Source organism: Amycolatopsis sp. NPDC003731 (assembly GCF_053586895.1).
This window is the reverse complement of record NZ_JBSFNC010000079.1, coordinates 1-26,015: the sequence shown is the minus strand read 5'-3', so window position 1 is coordinate 26,015 and position 26,015 is coordinate 1. Positions and strand designations below refer to the sequence as shown.

General features: G+C 72.8%; 24 protein-coding genes and 1 pseudogene. 15 read left to right on the top strand and 10 right to left on the bottom strand.

What is annotated here, in order from left to right; genetic code table 11:
• Positions 1-11: 11 nt before the first annotated feature.
• The 4 genes from ACWDN5_RS28320 to ACWDN5_RS28305 form a co-directional block, all read right to left on the bottom strand.
• Positions 12-1,379, bottom strand: a complete 1,368-nt coding sequence (locus ACWDN5_RS28320; protein WP_310975687.1) for a PfkB family carbohydrate kinase — start codon at positions 1,377-1,379, stop codon at positions 12-14.
• A complete protein-coding gene (locus ACWDN5_RS28315; RefSeq protein WP_310975762.1) occupies positions 1,376-1,936 on the bottom strand; it encodes a D-sedoheptulose-7-phosphate isomerase in 561 nt (186 codons plus the stop codon). The genes ACWDN5_RS28320 and ACWDN5_RS28315 overlap by 4 nt, the downstream gene beginning before the upstream one ends.
• Positions 1,936-3,609: a carbamoyltransferase family protein gene (locus ACWDN5_RS28310; RefSeq protein WP_449678407.1), complete on the bottom strand. Its 1,674-nt coding sequence runs from the start codon at positions 3,607-3,609 to the stop codon at positions 1,936-1,938. Before ACWDN5_RS28310 ends, ACWDN5_RS28315 begins: the two co-directional genes overlap by 1 nt.
• Before the next feature lie 112 nt (positions 3,610-3,721).
• Positions 3,722-4,687: a UDP-glucuronic acid decarboxylase family protein gene (locus ACWDN5_RS28305; RefSeq protein ID WP_449678406.1), complete on the bottom strand. Its 966-nt coding sequence runs from the start codon at positions 4,685-4,687 to the stop codon at positions 3,722-3,724.
• Between the two features lie 73 nt (positions 4,688-4,760).
• On the opposite strand from ACWDN5_RS28305, the gene ACWDN5_RS28300 reads away from it, so the two are divergent.
• Genes ACWDN5_RS28300 through ACWDN5_RS28290 form a run of 3 tightly spaced genes read left to right on the top strand, consistent with a single transcriptional unit; the run spans position 4,761 to position 7,350 of the window.
• The gene (locus ACWDN5_RS28300) at positions 4,761-5,618 is read left to right on the top strand and encodes a polysaccharide pyruvyl transferase family protein (RefSeq protein WP_310975690.1); all 858 of its coding nucleotides are present in this window, start codon (positions 4,761-4,763) and stop codon (positions 5,616-5,618) included.
• The gene (locus ACWDN5_RS28295) at positions 5,615-6,481 is read left to right on the top strand and encodes a glycosyltransferase family 2 protein (protein WP_310975691.1); all 867 of its coding nucleotides are present in this window, start codon (positions 5,615-5,617) and stop codon (positions 6,479-6,481) included. Before ACWDN5_RS28300 ends, ACWDN5_RS28295 begins: the two co-directional genes overlap by 4 nt.
• Positions 6,460-7,350: a glycosyltransferase family 2 protein gene (locus ACWDN5_RS28290; RefSeq protein ID WP_449678405.1), complete on the top strand. Its 891-nt coding sequence runs from the start codon at positions 6,460-6,462 to the stop codon at positions 7,348-7,350. Before ACWDN5_RS28295 ends, ACWDN5_RS28290 begins: the two co-directional genes overlap by 22 nt.
• 53 nt (positions 7,351-7,403) lie before the next feature.
• On the opposite strand, the gene ACWDN5_RS28285 is transcribed toward ACWDN5_RS28290, so the two are convergent.
• Positions 7,404-8,612, bottom strand: a complete 1,209-nt coding sequence (locus tag ACWDN5_RS28285; RefSeq protein ID WP_310975693.1) for a glycosyltransferase family 4 protein — start codon at positions 8,610-8,612, stop codon at positions 7,404-7,406.
• 23 nt (positions 8,613-8,635) lie between these two features.
• Entirely contained in the window at positions 8,636-9,577 is a 942-nt protein-coding gene (locus ACWDN5_RS28280) for a glycosyltransferase (protein ID WP_449678404.1), read from the bottom strand.
• Positions 9,578-9,670: 93 nt separating this feature from the next.
• Here ACWDN5_RS28280 and ACWDN5_RS28275 point away from each other — a divergent pair, with 93 nt between their 5' ends.
• From ACWDN5_RS28275 to ACWDN5_RS28250, 6 genes are all read left to right on the top strand, one after another.
• Positions 9,671-10,285 (top strand): DUF47 domain-containing protein, encoded by a 615-nt coding sequence (locus tag ACWDN5_RS28275; RefSeq protein ID WP_449678403.1) that lies wholly within the window; start codon positions 9,671-9,673, stop codon positions 10,283-10,285.
• A complete protein-coding gene (locus ACWDN5_RS28270) occupies positions 10,286-11,281 on the top strand; it encodes an inorganic phosphate transporter (RefSeq protein WP_310975696.1) in 996 nt (331 codons plus the stop codon).
• Positions 11,282-11,345: 64 nt separating this feature from the next.
• Positions 11,346-12,530, top strand: coding sequence for a zinc-dependent alcohol dehydrogenase (locus ACWDN5_RS28265; RefSeq protein WP_449678402.1), 1,185 nt, complete (start codon positions 11,346-11,348; stop codon positions 12,528-12,530).
• A 22-nt stretch (positions 12,531-12,552) separates the two neighbouring features.
• Positions 12,553-14,577 carry a CocE/NonD family hydrolase gene (locus ACWDN5_RS28260; RefSeq protein WP_449678401.1) on the top strand — a complete coding sequence of 675 codons (2,025 nt, stop codon included), beginning with the start codon at positions 12,553-12,555 and terminating at the stop codon, positions 14,575-14,577.
• Between the two features lie 34 nt (positions 14,578-14,611).
• The gene (locus tag ACWDN5_RS28255) at positions 14,612-15,685 is read left to right on the top strand and encodes an NAD-dependent epimerase/dehydratase family protein (protein ID WP_449678400.1); all 1,074 of its coding nucleotides are present in this window, start codon (positions 14,612-14,614) and stop codon (positions 15,683-15,685) included.
• A 17-nt stretch (positions 15,686-15,702) separates the two neighbouring features.
• Positions 15,703-17,295: a phytoene desaturase family protein gene (locus tag ACWDN5_RS28250; protein WP_449678399.1), complete on the top strand. Its 1,593-nt coding sequence runs from the start codon at positions 15,703-15,705 to the stop codon at positions 17,293-17,295.
• Positions 17,296-17,795: 500 nt separating this feature from the next.
• Here ACWDN5_RS28250 and ACWDN5_RS28245 read toward each other — a convergent pair whose 3' ends face one another.
• Entirely contained in the window at positions 17,796-18,263 is a 468-nt protein-coding gene (locus ACWDN5_RS28245) for an SRPBCC family protein (protein WP_310975701.1), read from the bottom strand.
• Between the two features lie 53 nt (positions 18,264-18,316).
• Between ACWDN5_RS28245 and ACWDN5_RS28240 the strand changes: the two genes are divergently transcribed.
• Both ACWDN5_RS28240 and ACWDN5_RS28235 read left to right on the top strand, forming a co-directional pair.
• Positions 18,317-19,330, top strand: a complete 1,014-nt coding sequence (locus ACWDN5_RS28240) for a YihY/virulence factor BrkB family protein (protein WP_449678398.1) — start codon at positions 18,317-18,319, stop codon at positions 19,328-19,330.
• Between the two features lie 4 nt (positions 19,331-19,334).
• A complete protein-coding gene (locus ACWDN5_RS28235) occupies positions 19,335-19,715 on the top strand; it encodes a VOC family protein (protein ID WP_449678397.1) in 381 nt (126 codons plus the stop codon).
• A 511-nt stretch (positions 19,716-20,226) separates the two neighbouring features.
• Here ACWDN5_RS28235 and ACWDN5_RS28230 read toward each other — a convergent pair.
• Both ACWDN5_RS28230 and ACWDN5_RS28225 read right to left on the bottom strand, forming a co-directional pair.
• On the bottom strand, positions 20,227-20,556 hold the full coding sequence (locus ACWDN5_RS28230) for a hypothetical protein (protein ID WP_449678396.1): 330 nt from the start codon (positions 20,554-20,556) through the stop codon (positions 20,227-20,229).
• 81 nt (positions 20,557-20,637) lie between these two features.
• Positions 20,638-21,651 carry a DNA topoisomerase IB gene (locus tag ACWDN5_RS28225; protein WP_310975705.1) on the bottom strand — a complete coding sequence of 338 codons (1,014 nt, stop codon included), beginning with the start codon at positions 21,649-21,651 and terminating at the stop codon, positions 20,638-20,640.
• Between ACWDN5_RS28225 and ACWDN5_RS28220 the strand changes: the two are divergent.
• From ACWDN5_RS28220 to ACWDN5_RS28210, 3 genes and pseudogenes are all read left to right on the top strand, one after another.
• Positions 21,596-21,973 (top strand): annotated as a pseudogene (locus ACWDN5_RS28220) (SDR family NAD(P)-dependent oxidoreductase); the annotation flags it as partial. The gene ACWDN5_RS28225 and the pseudogene ACWDN5_RS28220 overlap by 56 nt on opposite strands.
• 82 nt (positions 21,974-22,055) lie before the next feature.
• Positions 22,056-22,538 (top strand): SDR family NAD(P)-dependent oxidoreductase, encoded by a 483-nt coding sequence (locus ACWDN5_RS28215; protein ID WP_449678395.1) that lies wholly within the window; start codon positions 22,056-22,058, stop codon positions 22,536-22,538.
• Complete coding sequence (locus ACWDN5_RS28210) at positions 22,535-23,059, top strand: DUF1360 domain-containing protein (protein WP_449678423.1); 525 nt, start codon at positions 22,535-22,537, stop codon at positions 23,057-23,059. Before ACWDN5_RS28215 ends, ACWDN5_RS28210 begins: the two co-directional genes overlap by 4 nt.
• Positions 23,060-23,078: 19 nt before the next feature.
• Here ACWDN5_RS28210 and ACWDN5_RS28205 read toward each other — a convergent pair whose 3' ends face one another.
• Positions 23,079-24,581 (bottom strand): FAD-dependent oxidoreductase, encoded by a 1,503-nt coding sequence (locus ACWDN5_RS28205; protein ID WP_449678394.1) that lies wholly within the window; start codon positions 24,579-24,581, stop codon positions 23,079-23,081.
• Between the two features lie 83 nt (positions 24,582-24,664).
• On the opposite strand from ACWDN5_RS28205, the gene ACWDN5_RS28200 reads away from it, so the two are divergent.
• Positions 24,665-25,933 (top strand): ATP-grasp domain-containing protein, encoded by a 1,269-nt coding sequence (locus tag ACWDN5_RS28200; protein ID WP_449678393.1) that lies wholly within the window; start codon positions 24,665-24,667, stop codon positions 25,931-25,933.
• Positions 25,934-26,015 lie beyond the last annotated feature (82 nt).

Genomic DNA, 26,015 nt, shown 5'->3' with positions numbered 1-26,015 from the left:
AGGCACTGGGGTCAGGCACTGGCCGCCGCGGCGACCAGCCGGGAGGTCGAGTAGCCGGGCACGGTCGGGACGAGCACGACCTCGCCGCCGTGCCGTTCGACCACTTCGCGTTCGGGCAGGTCCGCGTCGGCGTAGTCGCCGCCCTTCACCCACACGTCCGGGCGCAGCTTCTCGAGGACGGTGGTGGGCGAGGCCTCGTCGAAGACGGCGACGGCGTCCACGAAGGACAACGCGGTGAGCAGCCGGGCCCGGTCGCGGTCGCGCACCAGCGGGCGGCCCGGGCCCTTGAGGCCCCGCACCGAAGCGTCGGAATTGAGGCAGACGACGAGCGCGTCGCCGAGGGCGCGGGCCTGCCGCAGCAGGCTGACGTGCCCGGGGTGCAGCAGGTCGAAGCAGCCGCCGGTGGCGATCAGCCGGCCGCCGGTCTCCCGGATCCGCTCGGCCAGGCCGAAGGCGTCGGTGGCCGGCTGCGGGTCGGGCACCGGGCCGTCGTTCGTGGACAACGCGGTCGCGCCGCCGGCGGCGACGAACCGGGCGGCCGCCTCGACCGCCGTCACCACGGCTTCGGTCGTGTCCGCACCGCCGAGCAGCGCCGCGGTGGCCGCGGCGGCGAACCGGTCGCCGGCCCCGCACGTGTCAGGCGCGGTGTGACCCGGCGTCCGCGCCGCGACGGGGATCGGGACGGTCGTCTCGCCGAGGCCGTCGGCGAGCACCGCACCCCGGGACCCGACGGTCACCGCGACCGCGTCGGCGTGCCAGTGGCCGCGCAGCAGCTTGGCGAGCTCGGCCGGTTCCTCGTGCCCGGCGAGCACCGCGCGCGCCTCGGCGAGGTTCGGCGTGACCAGCCGCGTGCCGGGCACCGGCTGCGCCCCGCGCGGGTGCGGGTCCCAGACCACCGGGATCCGCTCGGCCACCTCCCGCAGCAGCCGGCGGACGTCGGGATTGCGCGTGAGGCCGCGGCCGTAGTCGGCCACGAGGATCGCGCCGGCGTCCTCCAGGACCTCGTGCACCCGGGCGGGCAGCGGGTCGGTGGTCGCCGTCCCGTCGCCGGAATCCAGGCGCAGCAGCGACTGCCCGCCCGCACGGACCCGGGTCTTGCACACCGTGGTACCGCGCAGCGGCAGCGGCAGCACGGTGACGTCCGGTTCCAGCAGCCCGGTGAGCGCGTGGCCGCCTTCGTCGTCGCCGAGCGGCGTGACCAGGACGACCTCCGCCGCGGATCGCGCGGCCAGCAGGGCGGCCAGGCCGGCCCCGCCGGGGCGGCGGCGCCGGGCCGTCAGGTCGACCACCGGGACCGGCGCCTCGGGGCACAGCCGCTCGGCGGTGCCTTCGGCGTCGACGTCCAGCAGGGTGTCGCCCAGGACGACCAGCGGCTTCACGCGGTCACTCCGAGCGCGTCGTCGAGCGCCGCGCACAGGCCGTGGACGAGCGCCAGGTGCATCTCCTGCACGGTCGCGACGGTCGGCGCTTCCACCGTCACGGCGTCGTCGCACAGGGCAGCGAGCGGGTTCGGGGCGGGGCCGGTGAGCGCCCAGGTCGTCACGCCGAGTTCGTGCGCGGCCTTCGCGGCCGCGACGACGTTCTGGCTGCCGCCGCTGGTGGACAGGCACACCAAGACGTCGCCCGGCCGCCCGTGGGCGTGCACCTGGCGGGCGAACACCTCGTGGTCGCCGTAGTCGTTGACGATCGCGGTGGTCGCGGACGTGTCCGCGTGCAGCGCGATGGCCGAGAGGGGACGGCGTTCGTGGCGGAACCGGCCGACGAGCTCGCCGGTCAGGTGCTGGGCTTCGGCGGCGCTGCCACCGTTGCCGCAGGCGAGCAACCTGCCACCGGCTTCGAAGACGCCGGCGAGGTGCCGGCCCCACGCGATGATCTTGGGGGCGGATTCACGGGCCCGGCCGGCCGCTTCGGCCAGCGCGGCGAGATGGTCTTCCATCACGGCACCTCCTTCTTCTCCGGCGACGCCGCGCCGGTCGGGGTGGATCGCGGACGCCGGAGCACGAACGGCCCCAGCGCGAGCAGGTCGATCGGGGCCGAGCCGAAGCACTCGAGGGCGTCTCGCGGGGAGTCGACCATCGGACGGCCGGCGGTGTTGAGGCTGGTGTTGATCACGACCGGCAGGCCGGTCCGCCGCTCGAAGGCGGCCAGCATCCGGGCCAGCACCGGGTTTTCGCGTTCTTCGACGGTCTGCACGCGAGCCGTGCCGTCGACGTGCGTGACGGCCGGGATGCGCTCGCGCCAGTCTTCGGCGACGTCGTGCACGAACAGCATGTACGGGCTGGGCAGCGGGCCCCGGCTGAAGATTTCGGCCGCCCGCTCGGCCCGCACCATCGGCGCCACCGGGCGGAACTGCTCGCGGCCCTTGACGTCGTTGAGGCGTTCCAGGTTCGCCTTGCGGCCCGGGTGGGCCAGCAGCGACCGGTGGCCGAGGGCCCGCGGACCGAACTCGGCGCGGCCCTGGAACCAGGCGATCACTTCGTCGTTCGCCAGCGCTTCGGCAACGGTCTCGGCGAGGTCGTCCGGTCGCTCGTACGGCAGCTTGGCCTTGACGAGGATCGCTTCGAGCTCCTCGTCGGTCCACCCGCGACCGAGCCCGGCGTCGCCCATGGACGTGCGGGGCTCTCCGGCGTCGGCGGCCAGCTGCAAAGCGGCGCCGAGCGCGGTGCCCGCGTCCCCGGCGGCGGGCTGCACCCAGATCCGGTCGAACGGGCCCTCGGCGTGCAGCCGGCTGTTGGCGACGCAGTTGAGCGCGATCCCGCCCGCTATCGCCAGGTCGCGCTGGCCGGTGGCCTCGTGCAGCCAGTCCGCCAGCTCGAGGAGGATGTCTTCGAGGACTTTCTGGACACTCGCGGCGAGATCGGCGTGCCGCCGGGTGAGTTCCTCGCCCGCTTCGCGGCGCGGGGCCAGGTCGGCCAGGTTGACGCCGGAGGCGTGGAAGCCGCCGTCGCCGGTGACGTGGACGTGCTCGCAGAGTTCGTCGAGGAAGGCGGGCTTGCCGTAGGAGGCGAGCGCCATGACCTTGTACTCGTCGCTGGACCGCGCGAAGCCGCAGTGCTCGGTGAGGTCCTCGTAGAGCAGCCCGAGCGAATGTGGCAGTTTCTGGGCCGCCAGCTCCTTGAACCGCCCGTCCCGGTACTCACCGGCCAGGTAGGACGTGCTTTCGCCGCGGCCGTCGGCGACCAGCACGGCGCAGTCGCCGAACGGCGCGGCGAGCGCGGCCGAGGCGGCGTGGGCGACGTGGTGGCGGACGAACTTGACGATGCCGGGGTCGAGCCCGGGCAAGGCGGACTTCAGGAAGAGGGGCGCCCGCTTGGCGAACTCCGTCCGCAGCTCCTCACCGCTCGGGTCGTGCCCGGGCAGGCCCGGTTCGACCAGCGCGGGGTCGTAGGAGTAGCCGACGGCGTCGAGGTCCTTCGCGGACAGTCCCGCCTGGGCGAGGCACCAGGCGGCGGCCTGGGCGGGCTGTTCCCACGTGGAGAACGGCACCGCCTGCTTGCCGTGCTTGCGGCGGCTGAAGCGTTCTTCCTCCGCCGCGGCGACGATCTCCCCATCCACCACCAGCGCTGCGGCCGGGTCGTGGAAAACGGCGTTGATCCCGAGTATGCGCATCGACCTGCCTCTGGCGTTTCGGCGCGGACTCGCAGGGCCCGCTCTCGCCTATAGCGCTACCCGGCGAAGTCGTTGATAAACGATGGCGCGCATAAGCCCTGGGCGTCGCTACTCAGAGCGACGGCGCGCGGCGGAACCACGCCGCAGTGCGACGGAGGCCGTCGTCGGCGTCGATCTTCGGTTCCCAGCCGAGGACGTCGCGGGCGAGGGCGATGTCGGGGCAGCGCCGCTGAGGGTCGTCGACGACGGCGTCGATGTATTCGATCGGCGAACCGGAGCCGGTGATGTCCTTGATCCGCTCGGCCACCTGGCGGACGGTCAGCTCGTCCGGGTTGCCGATGTTCACCGGGCCGGGGTGGCCCGACCGCGCGAGGGCGAGCAGGCCGCGGACGGTGTCCTCGACGTAGCAGATGGACCGGGTCTGTTCGCCGGTGCCGGTGACGGTGATCGGCTCGTTCCGGAGCGCCTGGTCGAGGAAGGCCGGGATCATCCGGCCGTCGTGGGCGCGCATGCCGGGGCCGTAGGTGTTGAAGATCCGCGCGATCCCCGTGTCGGTGCCGAATTCACGGCGGTACGCCGAGGTCAGTGCTTCGGCGTAGCGCTTGGCCTCGTCGTAGACGCTGCGCGGCCCGATCGGGTTGACGTTGCCCCAATACCCTTCGCGCTGCGGGTGTTCCAGGGGATCGCCGTAGACCTCGCTGGTCGAGGCGAGGACGAACCGGGCACCGTCGCGGCGGGCCAGCTCCAGCGCGTTCTCGGTGCCGTGCGAACCCGCGCGCAGCGTCTCGATCGGCAGGGCCAGGTAGTCGCGGGGCGACGCGGCCGAAGCCAGGTGGAACACGACATCGGCTTCGCAGCTCAGCGGCATCGGCTGCGTGACGTCGTGGCGCACGAACCGGAACCGGTCGTAGTGGCGCAAATGGTCCAGGGAGTCCGCCGAGGACGTCGCGAGGTTGTCGACGGCGACGACTTCGATGCCCTCTTCGAGCAGCAGCTCGCACAGGTGGGCGCCGACGAAGCCGGCACCCCCGGTCACCACCGCACGCTCGAACCGCCTGGCCACTCCCGGATCCGTCATGCCGTGGCGGCTACCCGGCCCCGGTGGACGCAAACCCGTGTAACGGGGTGGCGAGCGGGTAAGCGCCACCACCATGCGAGTTCTGCTCACCGGTTGGGCCAGTTTTCTGCACGGGGAAGCCACGGCGGGTGACGTCCTGAGCCTGCGCGCGGCCGGGGCCGCGCTGGCGGAGGCCGGGATCGACCACCGGGTCGCGTGGAGCCCCGGCTTCCGGCCCGGCACCCTGCACCTGCCCGACGCACCCCCCGACGACTACACCCACGTGGTGTTCGCCTGCGGCCCGGTCCACGGGCCGCAGGTGCGTTCGCTGCACGAACGCTACGCGGCCTGCCGCCGGATCGCGGTCGGCGTGTCCGTTCCCGACCCCGAAGACCCGGCGGTGACGGGGTTCCACCGGGTCCTCCCGCGCGACGACGGCGTCACCGCCGAACTCGACCTTGCCCTGGGTGCGCCGGTGTCGCCCACGCCGGTGCTGGGCGTGATCCTGGCGCCGCACCAGCCGGAATACGGCAGCGCGGGCCGGCACGGCGACGTCCACGAGGCACTGACCGGCTGGCTCGCCGGCCTGGACTGCGCCCGCGTGCCGCTGGACACCCGGCTCGCGCACGAGGACTGGGAGCGGTGCGCCACCCCGGACCAGTTCGCCGCCGCGGTGTCCAAAATGGACGCCGTGGTGACGACCCGGCTGCACGGGCTGGTCTTCGGGCTCAAGGCCGGGGTGCCGGTGCTCGCCGTCGACCCGGTGGCCGGCGGCGGCAAGGTGACCGCGCAGGGCCACGCGCTGGACTGGCCGGTGGTGGCCGCTTCGGACGTCACGGACCCGGCGTTGCTCGACGCCCGCCTGAAGTGGTGCCTGTCGGCGAAGGTGCGGCCACCCGCGCACCCGGCGTCCCTGGCTGCGCTGGTCGACGAGCTGGTGGGGGCGCGGTGAGCGCGCGCACGACCGTCGTCATCGCCACCCGCAACCGCGCTGCCGAGCTGGCGCGCACCCTCGACCGGCTGTCCTCTTTGGACCCCCAGCCGCCGGTCATCGTGCTGGACAACGCGTCCGAGGACGACACGGCCGAGGTCGCCCGGCGGTATGGACGCGTCCGCGTGATCCGCCTGCCGCAGAACCTCGGCGCCGCCGCGCGTACCCTCGGCGTCATCGCGGCCGACACGCCGTACGTCGCCTTCAGCGACGACGACTCGTGGTGGGCGCCGGACGCGCTGGTGGAGGCGGAACGGATCTTCGACGAGCACCCGCGGACCGGCCTGCTCGCCGCGCGCACCCTCGTCGGCCCGGAATGCCGGGACGACCCGGTGACGCCCGAAATGGAGCGCAGCCCGCTGGGGCACCCGGACGGCGCGCCCGGACCGCTGGTGCTCGGCTTCCTGGCTTGCTCCGCGATCGTGCGCCGCGCGGCGTACCTGCAGGTCGGCGGCTTCAGCCCGCTGCTGCACTTCGGCGCGGAAGAACAGCTGCTGGCCTACGACCTGGCCGCCCGCGGCTGGGAGGTCTGCTACGTCGGGCATCTGCGCGCCCACCACCACCCGTCCCGGTCGCGGCCGCCGTCGTCGTGGCGTCGCCGGGCGGAACTGCGCAACCAGCTGCTCATCGCCGTGCTGCGCCGCCCACCGCGAGTGTGCCGCCGCGAAGTGGCGCGGACGCTGGTGCGGGCGCCCGGCGCCGTCCTCGGCGCGGTCCCGCGGCTGCCGCGCGCGCTGAGCTCGCGGCGCGTCCTGCCCGCCCACGTCGAACACCAGGCCCGGACTCTGGAAAGGACCGCCGAATGGCGCGAATCTCGGTCGTGATCATCACCTGCAACCGCCGGTCGCAGTTGCGGGAGACACTGGCGCACATGACGTCCTTGCCGGACGCCGCACCGATCTTCGTCGCGGACAACGGGTCGGCGGACGGCACGGCCGACATGGTCGCCCGGGAGTTCCCGGGTGTCCGCCTGTTCCGGCTGGCGGAGAACCTCGGCGCGGTGGCCCGCAACATCGCGGTCGAGGAGGTGACGACGCCGTACGTGGCCTTCTGCGACGACGACACGACGTGGCAGCCGGGCGCCCTCACCCGGGCCGCCGACCTGCTGGAGTCGTACCCGGGCCTCGGCTCGGTGACCGGGCGCTGCCTGGTCGAGCCCGGCCTGGCGGAGGACCCGATCACGCCGGAACTGCGCGAGTCGCCGGTACCCGGCCCGGACTGGCTGCCCGGACCGGCGCTGCTCGGCATCATGGCCGGCCTGACGGCGGTGCGCGTCAGCGCGTTCCGCGAGGTCGGCGGCTTCTCGACCCGGATGTGGCTCGGCGGCGAGGAGGAGCTGTTCGCCCTCGACCTCGCCGCCCGCGGCTGGTGGATGTGCTGGGCGGAGGACGTGGTGATCCACCACGCACCGTCGAAGCTGCGCGACCCGCGCCACCGCCGCCGCCTGGGCATCCGCAACACGATGTGGACACTCCTGCTGCGCCGCCCCTGGCCCGCGGTCTTCCGCCGCGGCCGAGACGTCCTGCGGTCCGCACCGTTCGACGCGGCGACGGCGGCGGCGTTGCTCGACGTGGCCCGGGGACTGCCGGGGGTGCTGCGCGACCGCCGCGTGGTCCCGCACCACGTGGAGTACGGCCTGCGGTTGCTGGAAGCACCCCAGCGTGAATCGAAGGCCCGCCGCTACGTGGGCTGACGCGGTCGTGAATGGTAAGGCGGGTCAGAACCCGCCTCACCACTCACGACGGGTCAGCGGGCCGAGGCGGTGGCTGCGGTCTGGGGGACCAGCTTGTGGTAGGCGCGCAGCGTGTCGGCGGCGACGCGGTCCCACGAGTAGCGGGCCACCGCGCGGTCGTGGCCCGCCGTCCCGTAGGCGTGGCACAACGCCGGGTCGTCGATCAGCCGGCGGACCCGCGACGCGAGCTCCTTCGGCTGGTGCGGGCGGACCAGCAGCCCCGTGACGCCGTCGACGACCGTGTCGGTCAAGCCGCCGACCGCGGCCGCGACCACCGGGACGCCGCAGGCCATCGCCTCCAGGGGCACGATCCCGAACGGCTCGTACCACGGCGTGCACACCACGGCGTCCGCCGAGCGCAGCAGCGCCGGCATGTCCTCCCGGGACACCTGGCCGGGCCAGCGGACGCGGTCGCCGACGCCGAGCTTCTCGGCCAGCTCCCGCAGCCGCCCCGCTTCGGGGTCCTGGGACAGCCGGCCGCGCTCCGGGCCGCCCGCGATGACGAGCTCGGTGTCCGGGAGCTGGGCCAGCGCCGTGATCGCGATGTCGAACCCCTTGCGCGGGACCAGCCGGCCGACCGCGACCAGCCGGTGCGGCAGCCGGCGGCGGGCGATCGGCCCGTCGGGGGAGAAGCGGCCGAGGTCGACGCCACAGGGGACGATCGAGATCCGTGACCGCGGCACGCCGAGGCGCGAGAGCTCGAAGACCTCGTCGGAGCAGGTGGCGATCACGCGCCCGGCCTGGCGGCCGATGATCCGCTCCAGCCGGATCCGGTCGGCCGGGCTGGTGTCCTGGTCGCCTTGATAGCGCTTCTTGACCACGCCGAGGGCGTGGAAGGTCTGCGTCACCGGCGTCCCGGTCGCGCTCGCCGCCAGCGACGTCGCCAGGCCGGACATCCAGAAGTGCGCGTGCGCCACGTCCGGGCGTTCGAGCGCCCACTGGTCGCGCAGGAAGCTGCCGAACTCGCCCATGTAGGGCAGGAGGTGGTCCTTCGGTTCCTTGCGCGGCGGCCCGGCCGGCACGTGCACGACGCGGTAGCCCTGCGGCGTCCGGACCTCCGGCGGCTCGTCGCGGCTCTCCCGTCGCGTGTAGACGGTGACCTCGTGCCCGGCGCGCACCAGCGCGGCCGACAGCTCGGCGACGTGCACGTTCTGGCCACCGGCGTCGGCTTCGCCCAGTGCGGCGAGGGGGTTGGCGTGCTCGGACACCATCGCGATCTTCATCGGTGAGGCGTTCCCTTCGAGGTTCAGCGGGCCGTCTCGGCGAGGAGGTGGTCCCAAGCGGTCAGGAAGGCGGCCAGCCCGTAGTGCTTCAGGGCGTGTTCGCGGGCGTTCTTGCCGGCGAGCGCGGCGAAGTCGGGTTCGTGCAGGAGCTCACGGAAACCCCGGGCCAGCACGGAGACGTCGGTGGAGAGCACACCCGCGTCGGCCGGCACCGCCTCGACCGCCTCGGTGGCGGCGAAGACGACGACCGGCATCGCCAGGTGCATCGCCTCCAAAAGAGACAGTCCCAGCGACGTCCACCGGGCGGTGTGCAGGTAGACGCGGCGACGGGCGATCTCGTCGTGCAGCTTCGGCGCCGGGACGTCGCCCAGCCCGCGCAGCGGCGCGCCGAGCTCTTCGGTCCCCATGCCGAACACGTCGACCGGAGCCGCCTCGGCGAGCGTGCCGAGCAGGTCGGCGCCGGTGACGCGCTCCCGGCGCACCGGCTCGTTGATCATCGACACCCCGGCGGCGAGCTCGCCGGTGTAGCGCGGGCCCGGGTCGGGGATGCCGTGCGGCACGACGGTCACCGGCGCGCGGCCGCAGTCCCACATGGCCGCGTTGAAGTGGGTCACGTGCGCGACGGTGACGTCAGACCGGCCGGCCAGCGGATGTTCACTCGAAGCGGCGTACGGCCGGGGCGCGTTGTGTTCCACGTAGACGGCCGGAACGCCCAGGCGAGAAGCGAATTCGAGCTCCTCCGGGCGTTGCAGCACGACGACGTCGGGCTCGGCTTCGGCCAGCCGGTCGAGCGGTACCTCGGTCACCGACGGCCAGTCCCGCCCCGCCGTGCCGAGGCCCCACGGCGCGCCGTCGGGCGACACCGGCAGGAAGTAGTCGTGGCGGCCGCGGACGAAAGCGTCGGTCCACGAGCCGTGCACGTGCCAGAGCAGTACTCTCAGGCGCCGGGATCCGGGATCGGTCATGACTCCTGGTTTCCCGGAGATCGGCTGTTAAACGTACGGCCGGACGGGGTACCCGGCCCCTGACCGGCGTGCGCGACGAAGGGACTTCCATCCATGCGGTTCACCCCACGGGGCACCCGGTTCTTCGATCTGCTCGCCGACGCCGCGAAGAACCTGGTCGCCGCGACCGCACTGCTGAGCGACCTCGTCGCCGCCGACCCGGCCGAACGGGACGCGATCGCGAAGCGCCTGCACGAGGTCGAGCACCAGGGCGACGAGCTGACGCACACGATCATGGTGGAGCTCAACAGCTCGTTCGTGACGCCGTTCGACCGCGAGGACATCCAGGCCCTGGCCGCCAAGATCGACGACGTGTTGGACTTCATGGACACCGCGGCGGACCTGGCCGTGCTCTATCGCATCGGCACCTTCCCGCCGGGGATCGACGTCCTGGTCCGGGTGCTCTGCCGGGCCGCCGAGCTGACCGCGTCCTCGATGCCGGGCCTGGCCAAGGTCGGCGAGCTCGAGCCGTTCTGGATCGAGATCAACGAGCTGGAGAACGAGGCCGACCGCGTCTACCGGCGGATCCTGGCCCACCTGTTCGAGCCGGGCGGGGACGCCCTCGAGGTGCTGAAGACCAAGGAGGTCGTCGAGCAGTTCGAGCTGGCCGCCGACGCCTTCGAGCACCTCGCCGACGTGGTGCAGACCATCGCGGTCAAGGAGTCCTGAGTGACGGGGACCGCCGCCCTGGTCACGGTGATCGTCCTGACGCTCGTCTTCGACTACACCAACGGCTTCCACGACGCGGCCAACGCCATCGCCAGCGCGGTGTCGACCCGGGCGCTCACCCTGCGCGCCGCTCTCGTGCTGGCGGCGGTGATGAACCTCGCGGGCGCACTGCTGTCCACCGGCATCGCCGCGACGGTGGCCAAGGGGATCATCGACGTCCCGATGGGGCCGGACGCGCTCACCGTGGTCTTCGCCGCGCTGGCCGGGGCCATCACCTGGAACCTGATCACCTGGTACTTCGGGCTCCCGTCGTCGTCCTCGCACTCGCTGATCGGCGGCATGGTCGGCGCGGCACTGGCCGCCGCGAGCACCGTGCACTGGGCCGGGATCGCCGAGAAGGTGCTGATCCCGATGGTGGCGTCGCCGCTGCTCGGGCTGGGACTGGGGTACCTCGCGATGGTCGGCGCGCTGTGGCTGCTGCGGCGGGCGAACCCGCACCGCAGCGGCCGGGTGTTCCGCCGGTTCCAGATCGTCTCCGCGTCGGCGCTCGCGCTCGGCCACGGCCTGCAGGACGCCCAGAAGGGCATGGGCGTGATCGTCCTGGCGCTGGTGGCTGCGGGGCAACAGACGACGTTCTCGGTGCCGTTGTGGGTGACCCTGGTGTGTGCCGCGGCCTTGTCGCTGGGCACCTATTCGGGTGGCCTGCGGATCATGCGGACGCTCGGCAGGCGAGTCTTCCCGCTCGACCCGCCGCACGGGTTCGTCGCGGAGTCCGTGGCTTCGTCGGTGTTGTACGTGACGGCGTTCGCGGTCAAGGCGCCGATCTCGACCACGCACGTCATCACGGCGGCGATCATGGGCGTCGGCGCGACCCGGCGGCTGTCGGCGGTGCGCTGGGGGATCGCGCGCGACATCGTGCTGGGCTGGGTGCTGACCTTCCCGGCCGCCGCCGCGGTGGCGGCCGCCGTCTACCTGGTGGCCGACCTGCTCACCTGAGTTTGCCCGCCGCCCTCCGCGGGAAGCCGGGGCGAAAGACCCCCGCCCGCGGAAAGGGAGAGCCATGAAGGCAGTGACCTGGCACGGCAAGCGCGACGTCCGCGTCGACGAGGTGCCGGACCCGAAGATCGAGGAGGCCACGGACGCGGTCGTGCGGATCACCTCGACCGGGATCTGCGGCTCCGACCTGCACCTGTACGAGGTGCTGGGCGCGTTCATGACCGAGGGCGACATCCTCGGCCACGAGCCGATGGGCGTGGTCGAAGAGGTCGGGCCGGAGGTCACGAACCTCAAGCCGGGGGACCGGGTGGTCGTCCCGTTCAACATCTCCTGCGGCCACTGCTGGATGTGCGAGCGCGGCCTGCAGTCGCAGTGCGAGACGACGCAGGTGCGAGAGCAGGGCAAGGGCGCGGCGCTGCTCGGCTACACCAAGCTCTACGGCCAGGTCCCCGGCGGCCAGGCCGAGTACCTGCGCGTCCCGCAGGCGCACTACGGGCCGATCAAGGTCCCCGACGGCCCGCCGGACGAGCGGTTCGTCTACCTCTCCGACGTCGTCCCGACCGCCTGGCAGGCCGTCGAGTACGCGAACATCCCCGACGGCGGCACGGTCGTCGTGTTCGGGCTCGGCCCGATCGGGCAGATGAGCTGCCGGATCGCCCGGCACCGCGGGGCCGGCCAGGTGATCGGCGTCGACCTGGTGCCCGAGCGCCTCGCCCGCGCCCGCGAACACGGCGCCACCGCGCTGGACACGCGTGACCACAAGGAAATCGGCGACTCCATCCGCCAGCTGACCAACGGGCGCGGTGCGGACTCGGTGATCGACGCGGTCGGCATGGAGGCGCACGGCGCCCCGGTCGGCAAGCTCGCGCACACGCTGGTCGGGCTGCTGCCGCAGCCGCTGGGGGAGAAGATCACCGAGAAGGCCGGCATCGACCGGCTGAGCGTGCTGTACGCCGCCATCGACAGCGTCCGCCGCGGCGGCACGATCTCGCTGTCCGGCGTCTACGGCGGGATGGTCGACCCGGTGCCGATGATGGAGCTGTTCGATAAGCAGATCCAGCTGCGGATGGGCCAGGCCAACGTCCGGCACTGGCTCGACGACGTCATGCCGGTGCTCACCGGCGACGGCGACCCGCTCGGCGTCGAAGGCTTCGCCACGCACAAGCTGCCGCTGGAAGACGCGCCGCGGGCGTACGAGATCTTCCAGAAGAAGCTCGACGGCGCCCAGAAGATCCTGCTGCAGCCGTAACCCCTTGGGAGGGAACTGACTCTTGCGAGCCGTCACCTCGCTGCCGTACGAAATCACCGAGGAAGACCACGTCCGGATCCCGATGTCCGACGGGACCGTGCTGTCCGCCCGCATCTGGCGGCCGGTCTCGTCGGACGCCGAGCCGGTGCCGGCGATCCTCGAATACATCCCCTACCGCAAGCGGGACCTCACCGCGCCCCGCGACTCGATCCACCACCCCTACCTCGCCGGGCACGGGTATGCCTGCGTGCGGGTGGACATCCGCGGCACCGGCGAGTCCGAGGGCGTCCTGGCCGACGAGTACCTCGAACGCGAGCAGCTCGACGCCGAGGAAGTCCTCGAGTGGATCGCCGGGCAGCCGTGGTGCACCGGTGACACCGGGATGATGGGGATCTCGTGGGGTGCGTTCGCCGCGTTGCAGGTCGCGGCCCGGAAACCGCCGAGCCTGCGCGCGATCGTGATCTCGTCGTTCACCGACGACCGCTTCGCCGACGACATGCACTACATGGGCGGCTGCCTGCTCTCGGACAACGTCGCCGAGTCCGGCACGATGTTCGCCTACGCGACGCTGCCGCCCGACCCGGCGGTCGTCGGCGAGCGGTGGCGCGAAATGTGGCTGGAGCGCCTCGACAACTGCAGCCTGTGGATCGAGAACTGGCTCGGCCACCAGCGCCGTGACGACTACTGGCGGCACGCGTCGGTGTCGGAGAACTACACCGACGTCCAGGTGCCGGTGCTGGCTTCGAGCGGCTGGGCCGACGGCTACTCCAACGCCGTCATCCGGCTGCTGGCCCACCTCGACGTCCCCCGCCGCGGCCTGATCGGGCCGTGGTCGCACAAGTACCCGCACCTCGGCGAGCCGGGCCCGGCGATCGGCTACCTCCAGGAGGTCGTGCGGTGGTGGGACCACTGGCTGCGCGGCGAGGAGAACGGCGCCATGGACGGGCCGATGCTGCGCACCTGGATGCAGGAGAGCGTGCCGCCGTCGACGTCCTACGAGGACCGCCCCGGCCGCTGGGTCGGGGAGGCCACCTGGCCGTCCCCGCACGTCGAGCCGCAGGAACTGCCCCTCGCCCGGCACCGCCTCGCGCGGCCGGGCGAGGACGTGACCGACGAGGCCCTGACCGTGTCTTCGCCGCTGTCGGTCGGGCAGTTCTCCGGGAAGTGGGCCTCCTACAGCGCCCCGCCGGACCTGCCCTACGACCAGCGCGAAGAGGACGGCGGGTCGCTCGTGTTCGACACCGACGTGCTCACCGAACGCTGCGAGATCCTCGGCTCGCCGAAGGTGCGGCTGGAAGTGTCGGCCGACCAGCCGGTCGCGATGATCGCGGCGCGGATCTCGGACGTCGCCCCGGACGGGCGGGCCACCCGCGTCACCTACGGGCTGCTCAACCTGACCCACCGCGACGGCCACGACGAACCGGCGCCGATGGAACCGGGACAGCGGTGCCCGGTGGAGATCGAGCTGAACGCCGTGGCGCACGCTTTCCCGGCCGGGCACCGGATCCGGCTTTCGCTGTCCACGTCGTACTGGCCGCTGGCCTGGCCGCCGCCGACGCCGGTCCTGTTGAGTGTCCACACCGGACACAGCGCGCTGGAGCTGCCGGTGCGCCCGGTCGCCGAGCCGGACGAGCTGCCGGCGCGGCCGTTCGGCGAACCCGAAGGCGCGCCGCCGATGTCCGTGACGGCCGTGACGCCGGGGGAGCAGCGCTGGACCGTCTCGCGGGACCTCGTCGGCTACCGGTCGGCGCTGGACATCGTGAAGGACGCCGGGACGGTCCGGTTCGACGACCTCGACCTGGAAGTCACCCGCGACGTCCGCGAGCGCTACAGCTGGGTGGCCGACGACTTCTGCTCGCCGGTGGCGGAAACCGCGTGGGACGTCACCTTCGCGCGCGGCGACTGGGTGGCCCGCAGCGAGACCCGCACCCGGGTGTCGTGCACCGACACCGAGTTCGTCATCGACGCCCAGCTCGACGGCTACGAAGGGGCCCGCCGGGTCGTGTCGCGGAACTGGCACCGGCGGATCCCGCGCGATCTGGTCTGAGTTTCACTTTCGCGACACCGGGTAAGCCTTTCGGGTGCGTATCGTGATCACCGGGGCGACCGGGAACGTCGGAACGGCACTGCTGGCCGCGCTGGAGCCCGGCCACGACGTGGTCGGGCTCGCGCGGCGGCTGCCGGACACGACGGCCGAGCCGTACCGCCGGGCGGGCTGGCGAGCCGTCGACGTCGGCCACCCCGGCGCCGAAGAGGAGCTGGCCGAGGTGTTCGCGGGGGCGGCCGCCGTCGTGCACCTGGCGTGGGCGATCTCACCGGTGCGCGGGGACCCGCCGATGTGGCGCACCAACGACCACGGCACCCGGAACGTGCTCGCCGCCGCGGCGGCCGCCGGGGTGCCGCACCTGGTCGTGGCCTCGTCCGTGGCCGCCTACGGGCCCGCGCCCCGCTGGGAGAAGGTGGCCGAGGACTTCCCGTGCGACGGCATCGCGGGCAGCGCCTACAGCCGCGGGAAGGCCGCGCTGGAAGCCCTGCTGGACCGGTTCGAAGAGAAGTACCCGCAGGTGGCGGTGGCGCGGATCCGGCCGTGCGCGATCCTGCACCGGGAAGCGGCGGGCGAGTTCGCGCGCTGGCTGCTCGGCCCGGCTGTGCCCGCCCACCTCGTCGGCGGGCGGCGGCTGCCGGTTCCGCTGTGGACGGACCTGCGCGCGCAGATCGTGCACACCACCGACGTCGCCGAAGCGATCCGGCTGATCCTCGACCAGGGGTTCTCGGGTGCGGTCAACCTCGCCGCGCCGGAGGTGCTCGACGCCGACGCGCTGGCCGGTGTCCTCGGGGGAGCGCGCCTCCCGGTGCCGAAGCCGGTGGTGCGGCTCGCGACCCGCGCGGCCTGGCTGGGCGGGGTGCTGCCGGTGCACCCCGGCTGGCTGGAACTGGCCGACCGGGCGGCGCTCGCGGACACGACGCTGGCGGAGACCGCGCTGGGCTGGCAACCTCGGTATGACGCCGCGGCCGCGCTCGCCGACCTGGTCGCCGGGCTCCGGTCGGGCGCGGGAGCGGCGAGCCCGCCCCTGGCCCCGCCGCGCCGCGACGGGGTCCTGGCCCGGCTCCGCTCGCTCACCCGGGTCGGGCCGAGCCACCAGTCGCAAGCCTGACCAGCCGGGAGGCCGGAGTGAGTACGGAAGCCGTCGACGCGGTGGTGATCGGCGCCGGCCACAACGGCCTGGTGGCGGCGAACCTGCTGGCCGACGCGGGCTGGTCGGTGCTGGTCCTGGAGGCGACCGAGCACGCCGGCGGCGCCGTCCGCACCGCCGAGGTCACCGAGCCGGGCTTCCGCAACGACCTCTTCAGCGCGTTCTACCCGATGAGCGCGGTGTCCCCGGCCATCCGGGGCCTGCGCCTGGAGGAGCACGGCCTGCGCTGGCGGCACGCGCCCGAAGTCCTGGCGCACGTGCTGCCCGACGACCGGTGCGTCCTGCTGTCCCGCGACCTCGACCGCACGGCGGCGTCGGTCGAGGAGTTCGGCGACGGCGACGGCGACGCGTGGCGGCGGCTGTTCCGGCAGTGGCGGGAGATCCGCGAGCCGCTGCTGGAGACGTTGTTCACCTCGTTCCCGCCGGTCCGTCCGGCGTTGAAGCTGCTGCGCCGCACGGGAACCGGCGACGCGCTGCGGCTGGCGCGGATGCTGACGCTGCCGGTGCGCCGCTTCGGCGACGAGATGTTCACGGGCGAGGGCGCGAAACTGCTGCTGGCCGGGAACGCCGCGCACAGCGACCTTTCGGTGGACAACGCCGGCAGCGCGGTGTTCGGCTGGCTGATGGCGATGATCGGCCAGGACGAAGGTTTCCCGGTGCCGGTGGGCGGCGCGGGGGAGCTGACCGCGGCGCTGGTCCGCCGCCTGGAGTCCCGGGGCGGACGTGTCCACTGTGGACGTCCGGTGACCGGGGTGCTGGTCGCCGGGGGAAGGGCGCTGGGCGTGCGCGACGCCGCCGGAGACCCGGTGCGGGCCCGCAAGGCGGTGCTCGCCGACATCCCGGCGCCGCTGCTCTACGGTTCGCTGCTCGACCCGGCCTGGTTGCCGTCCCGGTTCCTCGAGGACCTCCGGCGGTTCCAGTGGGACAGCGCGACGGTCAAGGTGGACTGGGCGCTGTCCGGCCCGATCCCGTGGACGGCCGAAGCGGCGCGCGGCGCGGGCACGATCCACCTGGGCACGGACCTGGACGGCCTGTCGGCGTTCGGCGGCGAGCTCGGCCGCGGCCGGACCCCGCGCCGCCCGTTCCTGCTGCTGGGCCAGATGACGACGGCCGACCCCTCCCGCTCCCCGGCGGGGACCGAGTCGGCGTGGGCGTACACGCACGTCCCGCGCGGCACGATGGAGAACCGCGCGGCCCTCGACCGCCGGGCCCGGCGGATGGAGGAGACGGTCGAGGCCAACGCGCCCGGGTTCACGGGCCTGATCAAGGCCCGGTACGTCCAGGGCCCGGCCGAGCTGGCGGAGCACGACCCGGGCCTGGTCGGCGGCGCGGTCAACGGCGGCACGTCGGCGATCCACCAGCAGCTGTTCTTCCGCCCGCTGCCGGGAACGGGCCGCCCGGACACCCCGGTGGACCGCCTGTACCTGGCGGGCGCCTCGGCCCACCCGGGCGGAGCGGTCCACGGCGGTCCGGGAGCGAACGCGGCCCGCGCGGCCCTGGCCCGTTCAGGCCGCCTCGGCGGCGGCTACGCGGCTGTGATCCGGGCCGCCCACCGGGCCATCTACGGCTGACCCCGCTTCGGTCGCCCGGGCGGCGGCCTCCGCCGTGTCGACCCCCCAATCACGCGTGTCGACCTCCCAATCACGGGTGTCGACCTCCCAATCACGGGTGTCGACCTCCCAATCACGGGTGTCGACCTCCCAATCACGGGTGTCGACCTCCCAATCACGCGAGCTGCCCCTTCAATCACGCGTGTGGACCCTGCAGGCACGTGGGCCGACCCCGTAGGTACGCGGGCCAACCTTCCGGGCACGCGGGCCGACCGGCTCGGTACGCGAGTTGACCTTCCGACGCGCGGGCTGACCGGCTCGTTACGCGAGTCGGCTCTTCCGGTGCGCGGGCTGACCGGCTCCGTTCGCGAGCCGGCCCTTCCGGTGCACGGGCCGACCGGCTCGGTACGCGAGTTGGCCCCTTCCGGCGCGCGGGCTGGCCATCTCCGTACGCGAGCCGGCCTTTCCCACACGCCAGCCGACCGTTCCGGTGCGCGGGTCGGCCGGGCGGGGGCGTCCGGCTAGGGGTTGGGGTGGCCGTGCTGGGCGCGGGCGTGTTTGCCCATCGCCAGGTCCGCGAGCCGGGCGAGGGACTCCGTGTTGCGTGGCTTGGCGATCAGCGCCTGCACCACCTCGGGCAGCACCTTGCCGGGGCCGCGGACGATGTGCTCGGTCATCCGGACGAGCGTCTGCCCGTCGCCGTGGGGAACCAGCGTCAAGCCGACCGCCGCGGAGCCCAGTGGCCAGCCGTGGGCCTCCAGCGACAGCGACAGGCCCGGCTCGACCGCGCGGACCACCGTCACGTCCTGGATGTGCACCGGCCACGGGCCCACGCTGTGGTGGATGCGGGACCCGACCGCGGGCCAGTCTTCGTCGACGTCGCGGATGTGGGAGCTGCCGACCACCCAGCCGGCGTACATCCAGCCGTCGGCGAGCACGGCGAACACGGCGTCGGGTGGTACGTCGATCACGCGGCTGACCTCGGGCACGGCTTCCTCCTGGTTCGGGTGACGAAACAGGCATACCCACTCCCGGACGGGGTATGCCCGCCCCGACGAAGCAGGAGGTGGCGACGGTGGCCAGACACGGGAAAGAACCCGAAGGACCCGGGGACCTGTCGAAGCGGTCGTGGGGTGGGGCGCTGAAACGGACGTTCAAGCAGTTCAACCGCGACAACCTCACGGACTGGGCCGCGGCGCTCACCTACTACGGCGTCCTGTCGCTGTTCCCGGGCATCATCGTGCTCACCGCGATCCTCGGCCTGCTCGGTCCGGACAAGATCCAGACGGTGATCGACAACATCAACCAGGTCGTGCCGGGCCAGGGCAAGGACATCCTCGTCGGCGCGATCCGGGAGCTGACCGGCTCGCGCAGTCTGGCCGGCCCGCTGGCGATCATCGGCCTGCTGGGTGCGCTGTGGTCGGCGTCGGGCTACATCGGCGCGTTCATGCGGGCGTCGAACGCGATCTACGGCATGCCGGAGGGGCGGCCGGTGTGGAAGACGATCCCGCTGCGGATCGCGTTGACGGTCGGCATCGTGGTGCTGCTGGCGGCGTGCGCGCTGGGCGTGGTGGCGACGGGCGCGGTGGCCCGCCGGCTCGGCGACCTGATCGGCCTCGGCTCGACCGGCGTGCTGGTGTGGGAGATCGCGAAGTGGCCGGTGATCGCGCTGCTGGTGAGCCTGGCGTTCGCGTTGCTGTACTGGGTGGGCCCGAACGTGCGGTTGCCGGGCTTCAAGTGGCTGACGCCGGGCGGGCTGCTGGCGGTGGTGCTGTGGGTGCTGGCGTCGGCCGGCTTCGCGCTGTACGTCGCGAATTTCGGTTCCTACAACAAGACCTACGGTTCGCTGGCCGGGGTGATCGTGTTCCTTGTATGGTTGTGGATCTCCAACCTCGCGATTCTGCTGGGGGCCGAGCTGGACGCGGAGCTGGCCCGCGGCCGCACGATCGAGGCGGGCCGCGCGGACGACCAGGAGGAGCCGTTCCTGCCGCCGCGGGACACGAAGGCGATGGACGACGACGAAGCCGCGGCGGTGGCGGAGTCCGAACGGAAGTGAGCGGATGGCCTGCCGGATCACCGAGCTGGTGCTGGACTGCCACGACCCGGACCGCTTGGCCGAGTTCTGGTGCGCGGTCCTCGGCTACGAGGTGATCGGCCACGAGCCGGACGGCCTGGCCCTGGGCCCGCCGGGAGCGGCTTTCGGTGAGGGGCCGGTGACGCTCATCCTCGCCCAGACGGACAATCCCCGCCGCGGCAAGCTCCCGCTGCACCTCGACGTGAGCCCGGCGGGGGTCGATCAGGAGACGGAACTGGCGCGCTTGACGGCGTTGGGCGCCCGGCCGGCGGACGTGGGCCAGACGGGCGAGGAGTCGTGGGTGGTCCTGCAGGACCCGGAGGGCAACGAGTTCTGCTTGCTGCGCAAGGACGTGGGCGCGGCCTGAGCTCGGCTGGGCGCTTGCGGGCTGCGGCCCGGGGCGGCCGGAAGCTCCGGTGGCGGTGGTCCGGTGTGGCTTGGGGTGCGGTGGGGGCGGCTTGCGGCGCGGTGGGCACGCTGAGGGCGGCTTGGGTTGCGGGTGGGCGCGGTGAGGCGGCTTGGGTTGCGGGTGAGCGCTGGGGGCGGCTTGGGTTGCGGTGGGCGTGGTGAGGCGGCGTGGGCCCGCTGAGGCCGTTTGGGGTGCGCTGAGAGTGGCTCGGGTTGCGGCGGTGCGCTTCGAGTGGCTCCGGTCGCGGTAGGTCCGCTTGGGGCGGCTTGGGGTGCGGTGGGTGCGGTGGGCGCGCTGAGGGCCGCTCAGGTGCGCGGAGAGCTGCGTTGGGCGGCGCCGAGGCCTTATTGTGGCGGGCGCGCGTGGGTTGCGGCCGCATCAGCCTCAGCCCGACCTCGCACTGGTCCGAACCTCGGCCTCCCACTGGCCCAACCTCGGCCCGGCCCGATCTCACCGGCCGCCGGGAACCTCAGCGGTCCTCAGCCGCGCAGCGACGCCACTGCACCGCGTCCCCGGCCCGATCCGCATGCCACACCGGCTCCGCCTCCGTCTCCCAGGTCGGCACCAGCCGGTCCGTCACCACCCTTCCCCGCACCACCCGGCCGAACAACTCGACCCCATCCCGCCGCCGGGCCGCCGGGATCCACGCCGGAAACCGGGCCGCAGGCAGCTTCCGTTCCACCCACTCGCGCGCCGACCCTTCACTCCCGTGATCGGACTCGACGATGCTCGCCACCGTGCCCTCACCGCCCACGGTGAGGGCGATCGAGGCGCGCCAGCGGACTGCCGAAGTCGTCATCCCCTCCAGGGTCCCCGACCGGTGCAGCCCCGGGCCAGTACACGTTCGGATGGATCCCACCGTACCTCCCACTCCACACCGTCACGACGCGTTCAGCAGCCGCGCGCACGCCCTCTCCAGCACCGCCCGCGCCTCGTCGCCGTCCAGCCGTGCTGCCCTCTTCAACGCCGGGGCGATCGTGCGCTCCGCGCGATAGGCCTCCACGAGCCGGGGGTCCACATAGGACGAGCGGCAGACCGCCGGCGTGTTGCCCAGCGCCGTGGAGACCTCCTTCATCACCTTCGCCTCCGCGCGCTTGCGGGCCGTCTCGGATGTCGGGGGGTCCGCGGCCGCGAAGGCCGCCGCCGCCAGGACCGTCGCGTTCCACGTGCGCATGTCCTTGGCCGTGCAGTCCTCGCCCGCGAGCTCCTTGAACCGCTCGTTGATGTCGGCCGCGTGGACCTCGTGCCACGTGCCGCCCTCGCGGTAGACCAGCAGCCGGTCGCTCTCCGACCGGCTGCGCAGCAACGCCTTCACCACCGACGCCAGCTCGGCGTCGCAGATGGCCACTTCGCGATCGAGACCGCCCTTCGCGACGTAGCAGAACCGGCACTCGTCACCCCGGACCGCCGCGTGCGAACGCAGCAGCGTCGCGACGCCGTGGGTGCCGTTCTCCTCCGCGTACTCCTCGCCGCCGGTGCGGAAGATCCCCCGATCGAGCATGCGCAACGCCGCCGCGAGCACCCGCTTGCGCGTCAGGCCGCGCCCGGCGAGGTCTTCCGCCACCGACGAACGCCAGGCCGGCAGCCGGCGCGCCATCTGCAGCACCCGGTCGTGCTTCTCCTCGTCGCGGTCGCGCCGCCACTGCTCGTGGTACAGGTACTGGCGCCGCCCCGCGTCGTCCGTGCCGACCGCCTGGACGTGCCCGTTCGGGTACGGGCAGATCCACACGTTCCGCCAGGCCGGCGGGATCACGAGGTCCTTGATCCGGGTCAGCAGCTCGTCGTCGGTCACCGGTGAACCGTCGGGCATGGCATAGGAGAACCCGCGGCCGCGGCGGATGCGCTTGATGCCCGGGCCGCGCAGGTCACTGCGCCGGAGTCTGGTGCGTCCCACCGCCGCGAAATACCCGCCCGGCGTACCGGGAAACCATGATTGCCGCCCCCAGCGGCGGGTAGCCGACGGGAGAAGCACGGAAGGAGCACGGATGACCACCGCAACCAAGCCGCTCGCCGTCGTCACCGGCGCGTCGAGCGGGATCGGGCTGGAGCTGGCGAAACAGTTCGCCCGGCACGACTTCGACCTCGTCCTGGCCGCCGAAGACGCCGAGCTCGCCGCGGCCGCCGACGAGGTGCGTGCGTGCGGCGCGCAGGTCGAGGCGGTCCGCACCGACCTCGCCGCCCCGGACGGCGTCGAGGAGCTCGTGCGCCGGGTCGCGGACCGCCCGGTCGAAGCACTGGCCGTCAACGCCGGCGTCGGGATCAACGGCGAGTTCGCCGGGGACACCCGGCTGGAGGACCATGCTGACGGTCGTCGACCTGAACGTTCGCTCGGCCGTGCACCTGACCAAGCAAGTGGTGCCCGGCATGGTCGGCCGCGGCCACGGCCGGGTGCTGTTCACCTCGTCGATCGCCGGCACGTCGCCCGCGCCCTACCAGGCCGTCTACGCCGCCTCGAAGGCGTTCTTGACGTCGTTTTCCGAAGGCCTGCGCGCCGAGGTGAAGGACAAGGGCGTCACCGTCACCGCGATGCTGCCGGGCCCGGTCGACACCGAGTTCTTCGAACGCGCCGGCATGGAAGACACCAAGATCGCCGCCGGCGACAAGGACAGCCCGGCCGAGATCGCCGAAGCGGGTTACGAAGCGCTGATGGCCGGCAAGGACAAGATCGTTCCCGGCGCGGTGAAGAACAAGCTCCAGGCGGCCGGCTCGCGCGTCCTGCCCGACCAGGCCAAGGCGAAGCAGCAGGGCAAGATGATGCAGCCCGGATCGGCGGACGCATGAGCGTGATCGAGGACTTCACCCGCAAGGCGAAGCAGGTCCAGCGCAGCTACGCCGGCGGGGAAGACCGGCCGCTGGGCGGGTACGTCGCCGCGATGGGTGCCTACAGCGGCCTGGTGGGCGGGCTGACGCTGCTCGGTCGCGCCGTCGGGGCCCGGCTGCCGCAGCGGTTCGGCGTCGGCGACACGGTCCTGCTGGGCGCGGCGACGTTCAAGGCCAGCCGTCTCCTGGCCAAGGACGCCGTCACCAGCCCGCTGCGCGCCCCGTTCACCCGGTACGAAGAACCGGCCGGGGACGACGAGCTGAACGAGTCCGTCCCGGCCAAGGGGCACGTCGAGCACGCGGTCGGCGAACTCGTGTCGTGCCCGTTCTGCCTGAACGTCTGGGTCGGCACGGGACTGGCCGCCGGCCTGGTGATCGCTCCGCGCGTGACCCGCCTGGCGGCGACGATGCTGACGGCCGTCGGCCTGGCGGACGCCCTGCACCTGCTGTACGACGCGGGCAAGAAGCTCGCGTCCGGTTAGCCCGGGCTTGCGCCGCGGCTCATTCCGGGCCGCGGCGCAGCGGGCGGACCGCCGGGCCCTGCACCACTTCGCCGTCGACGCCGAACCGCGAGCCGTGGCACGGGCAGTCCCAGGTCTTCTCCGCGTCGTTGAACGAAACCAGGCAGCCCAGGTGGGTACAGTGCGCGCCGACGGTGTGCAGCTTTCCGGCGTCGTCGCGGTGGGCCGCGACGAGCTCGCCACCCACGCGGACGACCTCGGCCTCGCCGGGCCGGAGGTCGTCGAGCTTCTCGGACCGCCACAGCGCGGCGACGTGGTCGCCGACGAGGTACTTCGCGACGGTCAGGTTGTCCTGGGTCACCTCGAGCACGGACCGCACGTCGAAGCGGTTGGGGTCGAACAGGTCCGCGGCCGGGTGCGGCTCGCCGAGGATCCGCGCCGCCAGCACGTGCCCCGCGGCCGTGCCACCGGTCATGCCCCACTGGCCGAAGCCGGTGGCCACCCACAGGTTCTTCGTCCCCGGCAGGTAGCGGCCGACGTAGGGCAGCAGGTCGGGTGTGGACATGTCGTGCGCCGACCAGCGGTGGGTGACGCGGTGCAGGCCCGCGTGCTTGTCCGCCCAGTCCGCGAGCCGCCCGTACCGGCGTTCGACGTTGACGTGCGCGCCCACCCGGTAGTGCTCGCCGCCGGCGATCACCATCGGGGTGCCCTGCTCGGTGTAGCCGCGCACGGAGTGGTGCGTGTCGGCGTCGAGGAACATGCCCTCGGGCGCGCTGTTCGCGGCCGCGGGGCCGGCGACGACGAGATCGCGCACCGGGTCGAGCCGGGCGAAGTACAGGCCGCGGTCGAGCACGGGGTAGTGGGTCGCGACGACGACTTCGCCCGCCACGACGTCACCCCGCGAGGTCCGGACGGTCTGGCCGTTGAGCGCGGTCGCCCGGGCGTGCTCGACGATCGTGCCGCCCGCCCGCTCGATTTCCGCGGCCAGGCCGAGCAGCCACCGCCGCGGGTGGAAGTGCGCCTGCCCGGTGGTCCGCACGGCCCCCAGCGCGGGCACGTCGAGCGCCACGTCCTCGGTGAAGGACGCCGCGAGGCCCGCCGCGGCGGCCGCGTCGGCCTCCTGCTTGAGGGAGTCGACGGTGCTTTCCCGGGTCGTGTAGACGTAGCTGTCGGCGCGGGTGAAGCCGCAGTCGATGCCGAGCTCGGCCGCGGTGGCCGCCATCCATTCGAGGGCCGCCGACTGGGTTCCGGCGTAGGCCTTCGCGGCACCGGCGCCGTGGCGGGACGTCAGGTCCGCGTACTTGGCCCCGTGCTGGGCGCTGACCTTCGCGGTGGTGTGGCCGGACACCCCGGCCGCGACCCGCTCGGCCTCCAGCACGACGACCGACCGGCCGGCGCGCGCGAGCAGCAGCGCGGTGGTGAGCCCGGCGATGCCCGCCCCGAGCACCGCGACGTCGGCGGATTCCGGCACCGGGACGGCGGTGCGATCCGGGGCGGGAGCGGTTTCGACCCACAGCGAGAGCGGTTCGGGCAGGGCTGTCATGCCTGCGGGTGCCCGCTGAACGCCCGGCCAAACCGGCCATCCGGCCCGTTTCGGCCGCGCGAAACCCCGGGTAGCCCCAGCTCATGAGTACCGACATCTTCGTGATCGGCCTGGACGAGGAGAACCAGCGCGTACTGGATCGCCTGCCGTGGGCCGGAAGCTACCGGTTCCACGGGCTCCTGACCCCCGAAGAGCTGCAACACGGCGAAATCGACTTCGAAGCGCTGCTGAAGACGGCGCAGCACGAACTCGACGCGTTCGACGGCGAAGTCGGCGCGATCGTCAGCTACTGGGACTTCCCCGCCGCGACGCTCGTACCCATCCTGTGCGGCCGCTACGGCCTGCCCAGCGTCTCGCTCGAAGCGGTACTGAAGTGCGAGCACAAATACTGGAGCCGGCTGGAGCAGAGAAAGGTGATCGACGAGCTGCCGAACTTCGGCGTCGTCGACCTCGACGACGAACGGCCCGCCCCGCCGGAAGGCGTCGGCTACCCCATGTGGCTCAAGCCGGTGAAGTCCTTCTCCTCCGAGCTCGCCTTCAAGGCCGAGAACGACGCGGAATTCGCCGACGCGGTGGCCGAGATCCGGGCCGGCGTCGGCCGGGTGGGGGAGCCGTTCGGTTACGTCCTCGACCAGGTCGACCTGCCGCCGGAGATCGCCCGGGTCGGCGGGGCCGCCTGCCTTGCGGAAGAAGCGCTGCACGGCGTCCAGGCGGCCGTCGAAGGGTATGTCTACCAGGGCGAAGTCACCGTCTACGGTGCGCTCGACTCGATCAACTACCCGGACAGCTCGTCCTTCCTGCGCCACCAGTACCCGTCGCAGCTGGGGGAGGAGCCGGTCCAGCGGATGCGCGACGTCGCCGAGCGCGTGATGAAGCAGATCGGCTTCGACAACGGCACCTTCAGCATCGAGTTCTTCTGCGACCCCGACTCCGGCCAGGTGTGCCTGCTGGAGATCAACCCGCGGCACTCGCAGTCGCACGCCGAGCTGTTCGAGTTCGTCGACGGCGTCGCCAACCACGAGATCATGGTCCGCCTCGGCCTGGGCCAGGACCCCGGCCGCCGGCCCCGCAAGGGCACCTACCAGATCGCCGGCAAGTGGTACCTGCGCCGGTTCGAGGACGGCGTCGTGACCCGCGTGCCGACGCCCGAGGAGATCGCGACGGTGCAGAACCGCATCGACGGCATCCAGATCGAGATCGTGCCGGAGGTGGGGCAGCGGCTGTCGGACCTGCCGGAGCAGGACAGCTACAGCTTCGAGCTGGCCCACCTGTTCGTCGCCGGGCACACCGAGCACGAGATGGTGCAGAAGTACCAGGCGTGCGTGGACGCCCTGCCGTTCGAATTCGACTGAGCACGGAAAAACCGGGCTGGTGTTCGGGTCGCTGCTGGCGAAGATCCCGGCCGATTGCCGCGGCAACACCCGCGCGCTCGAC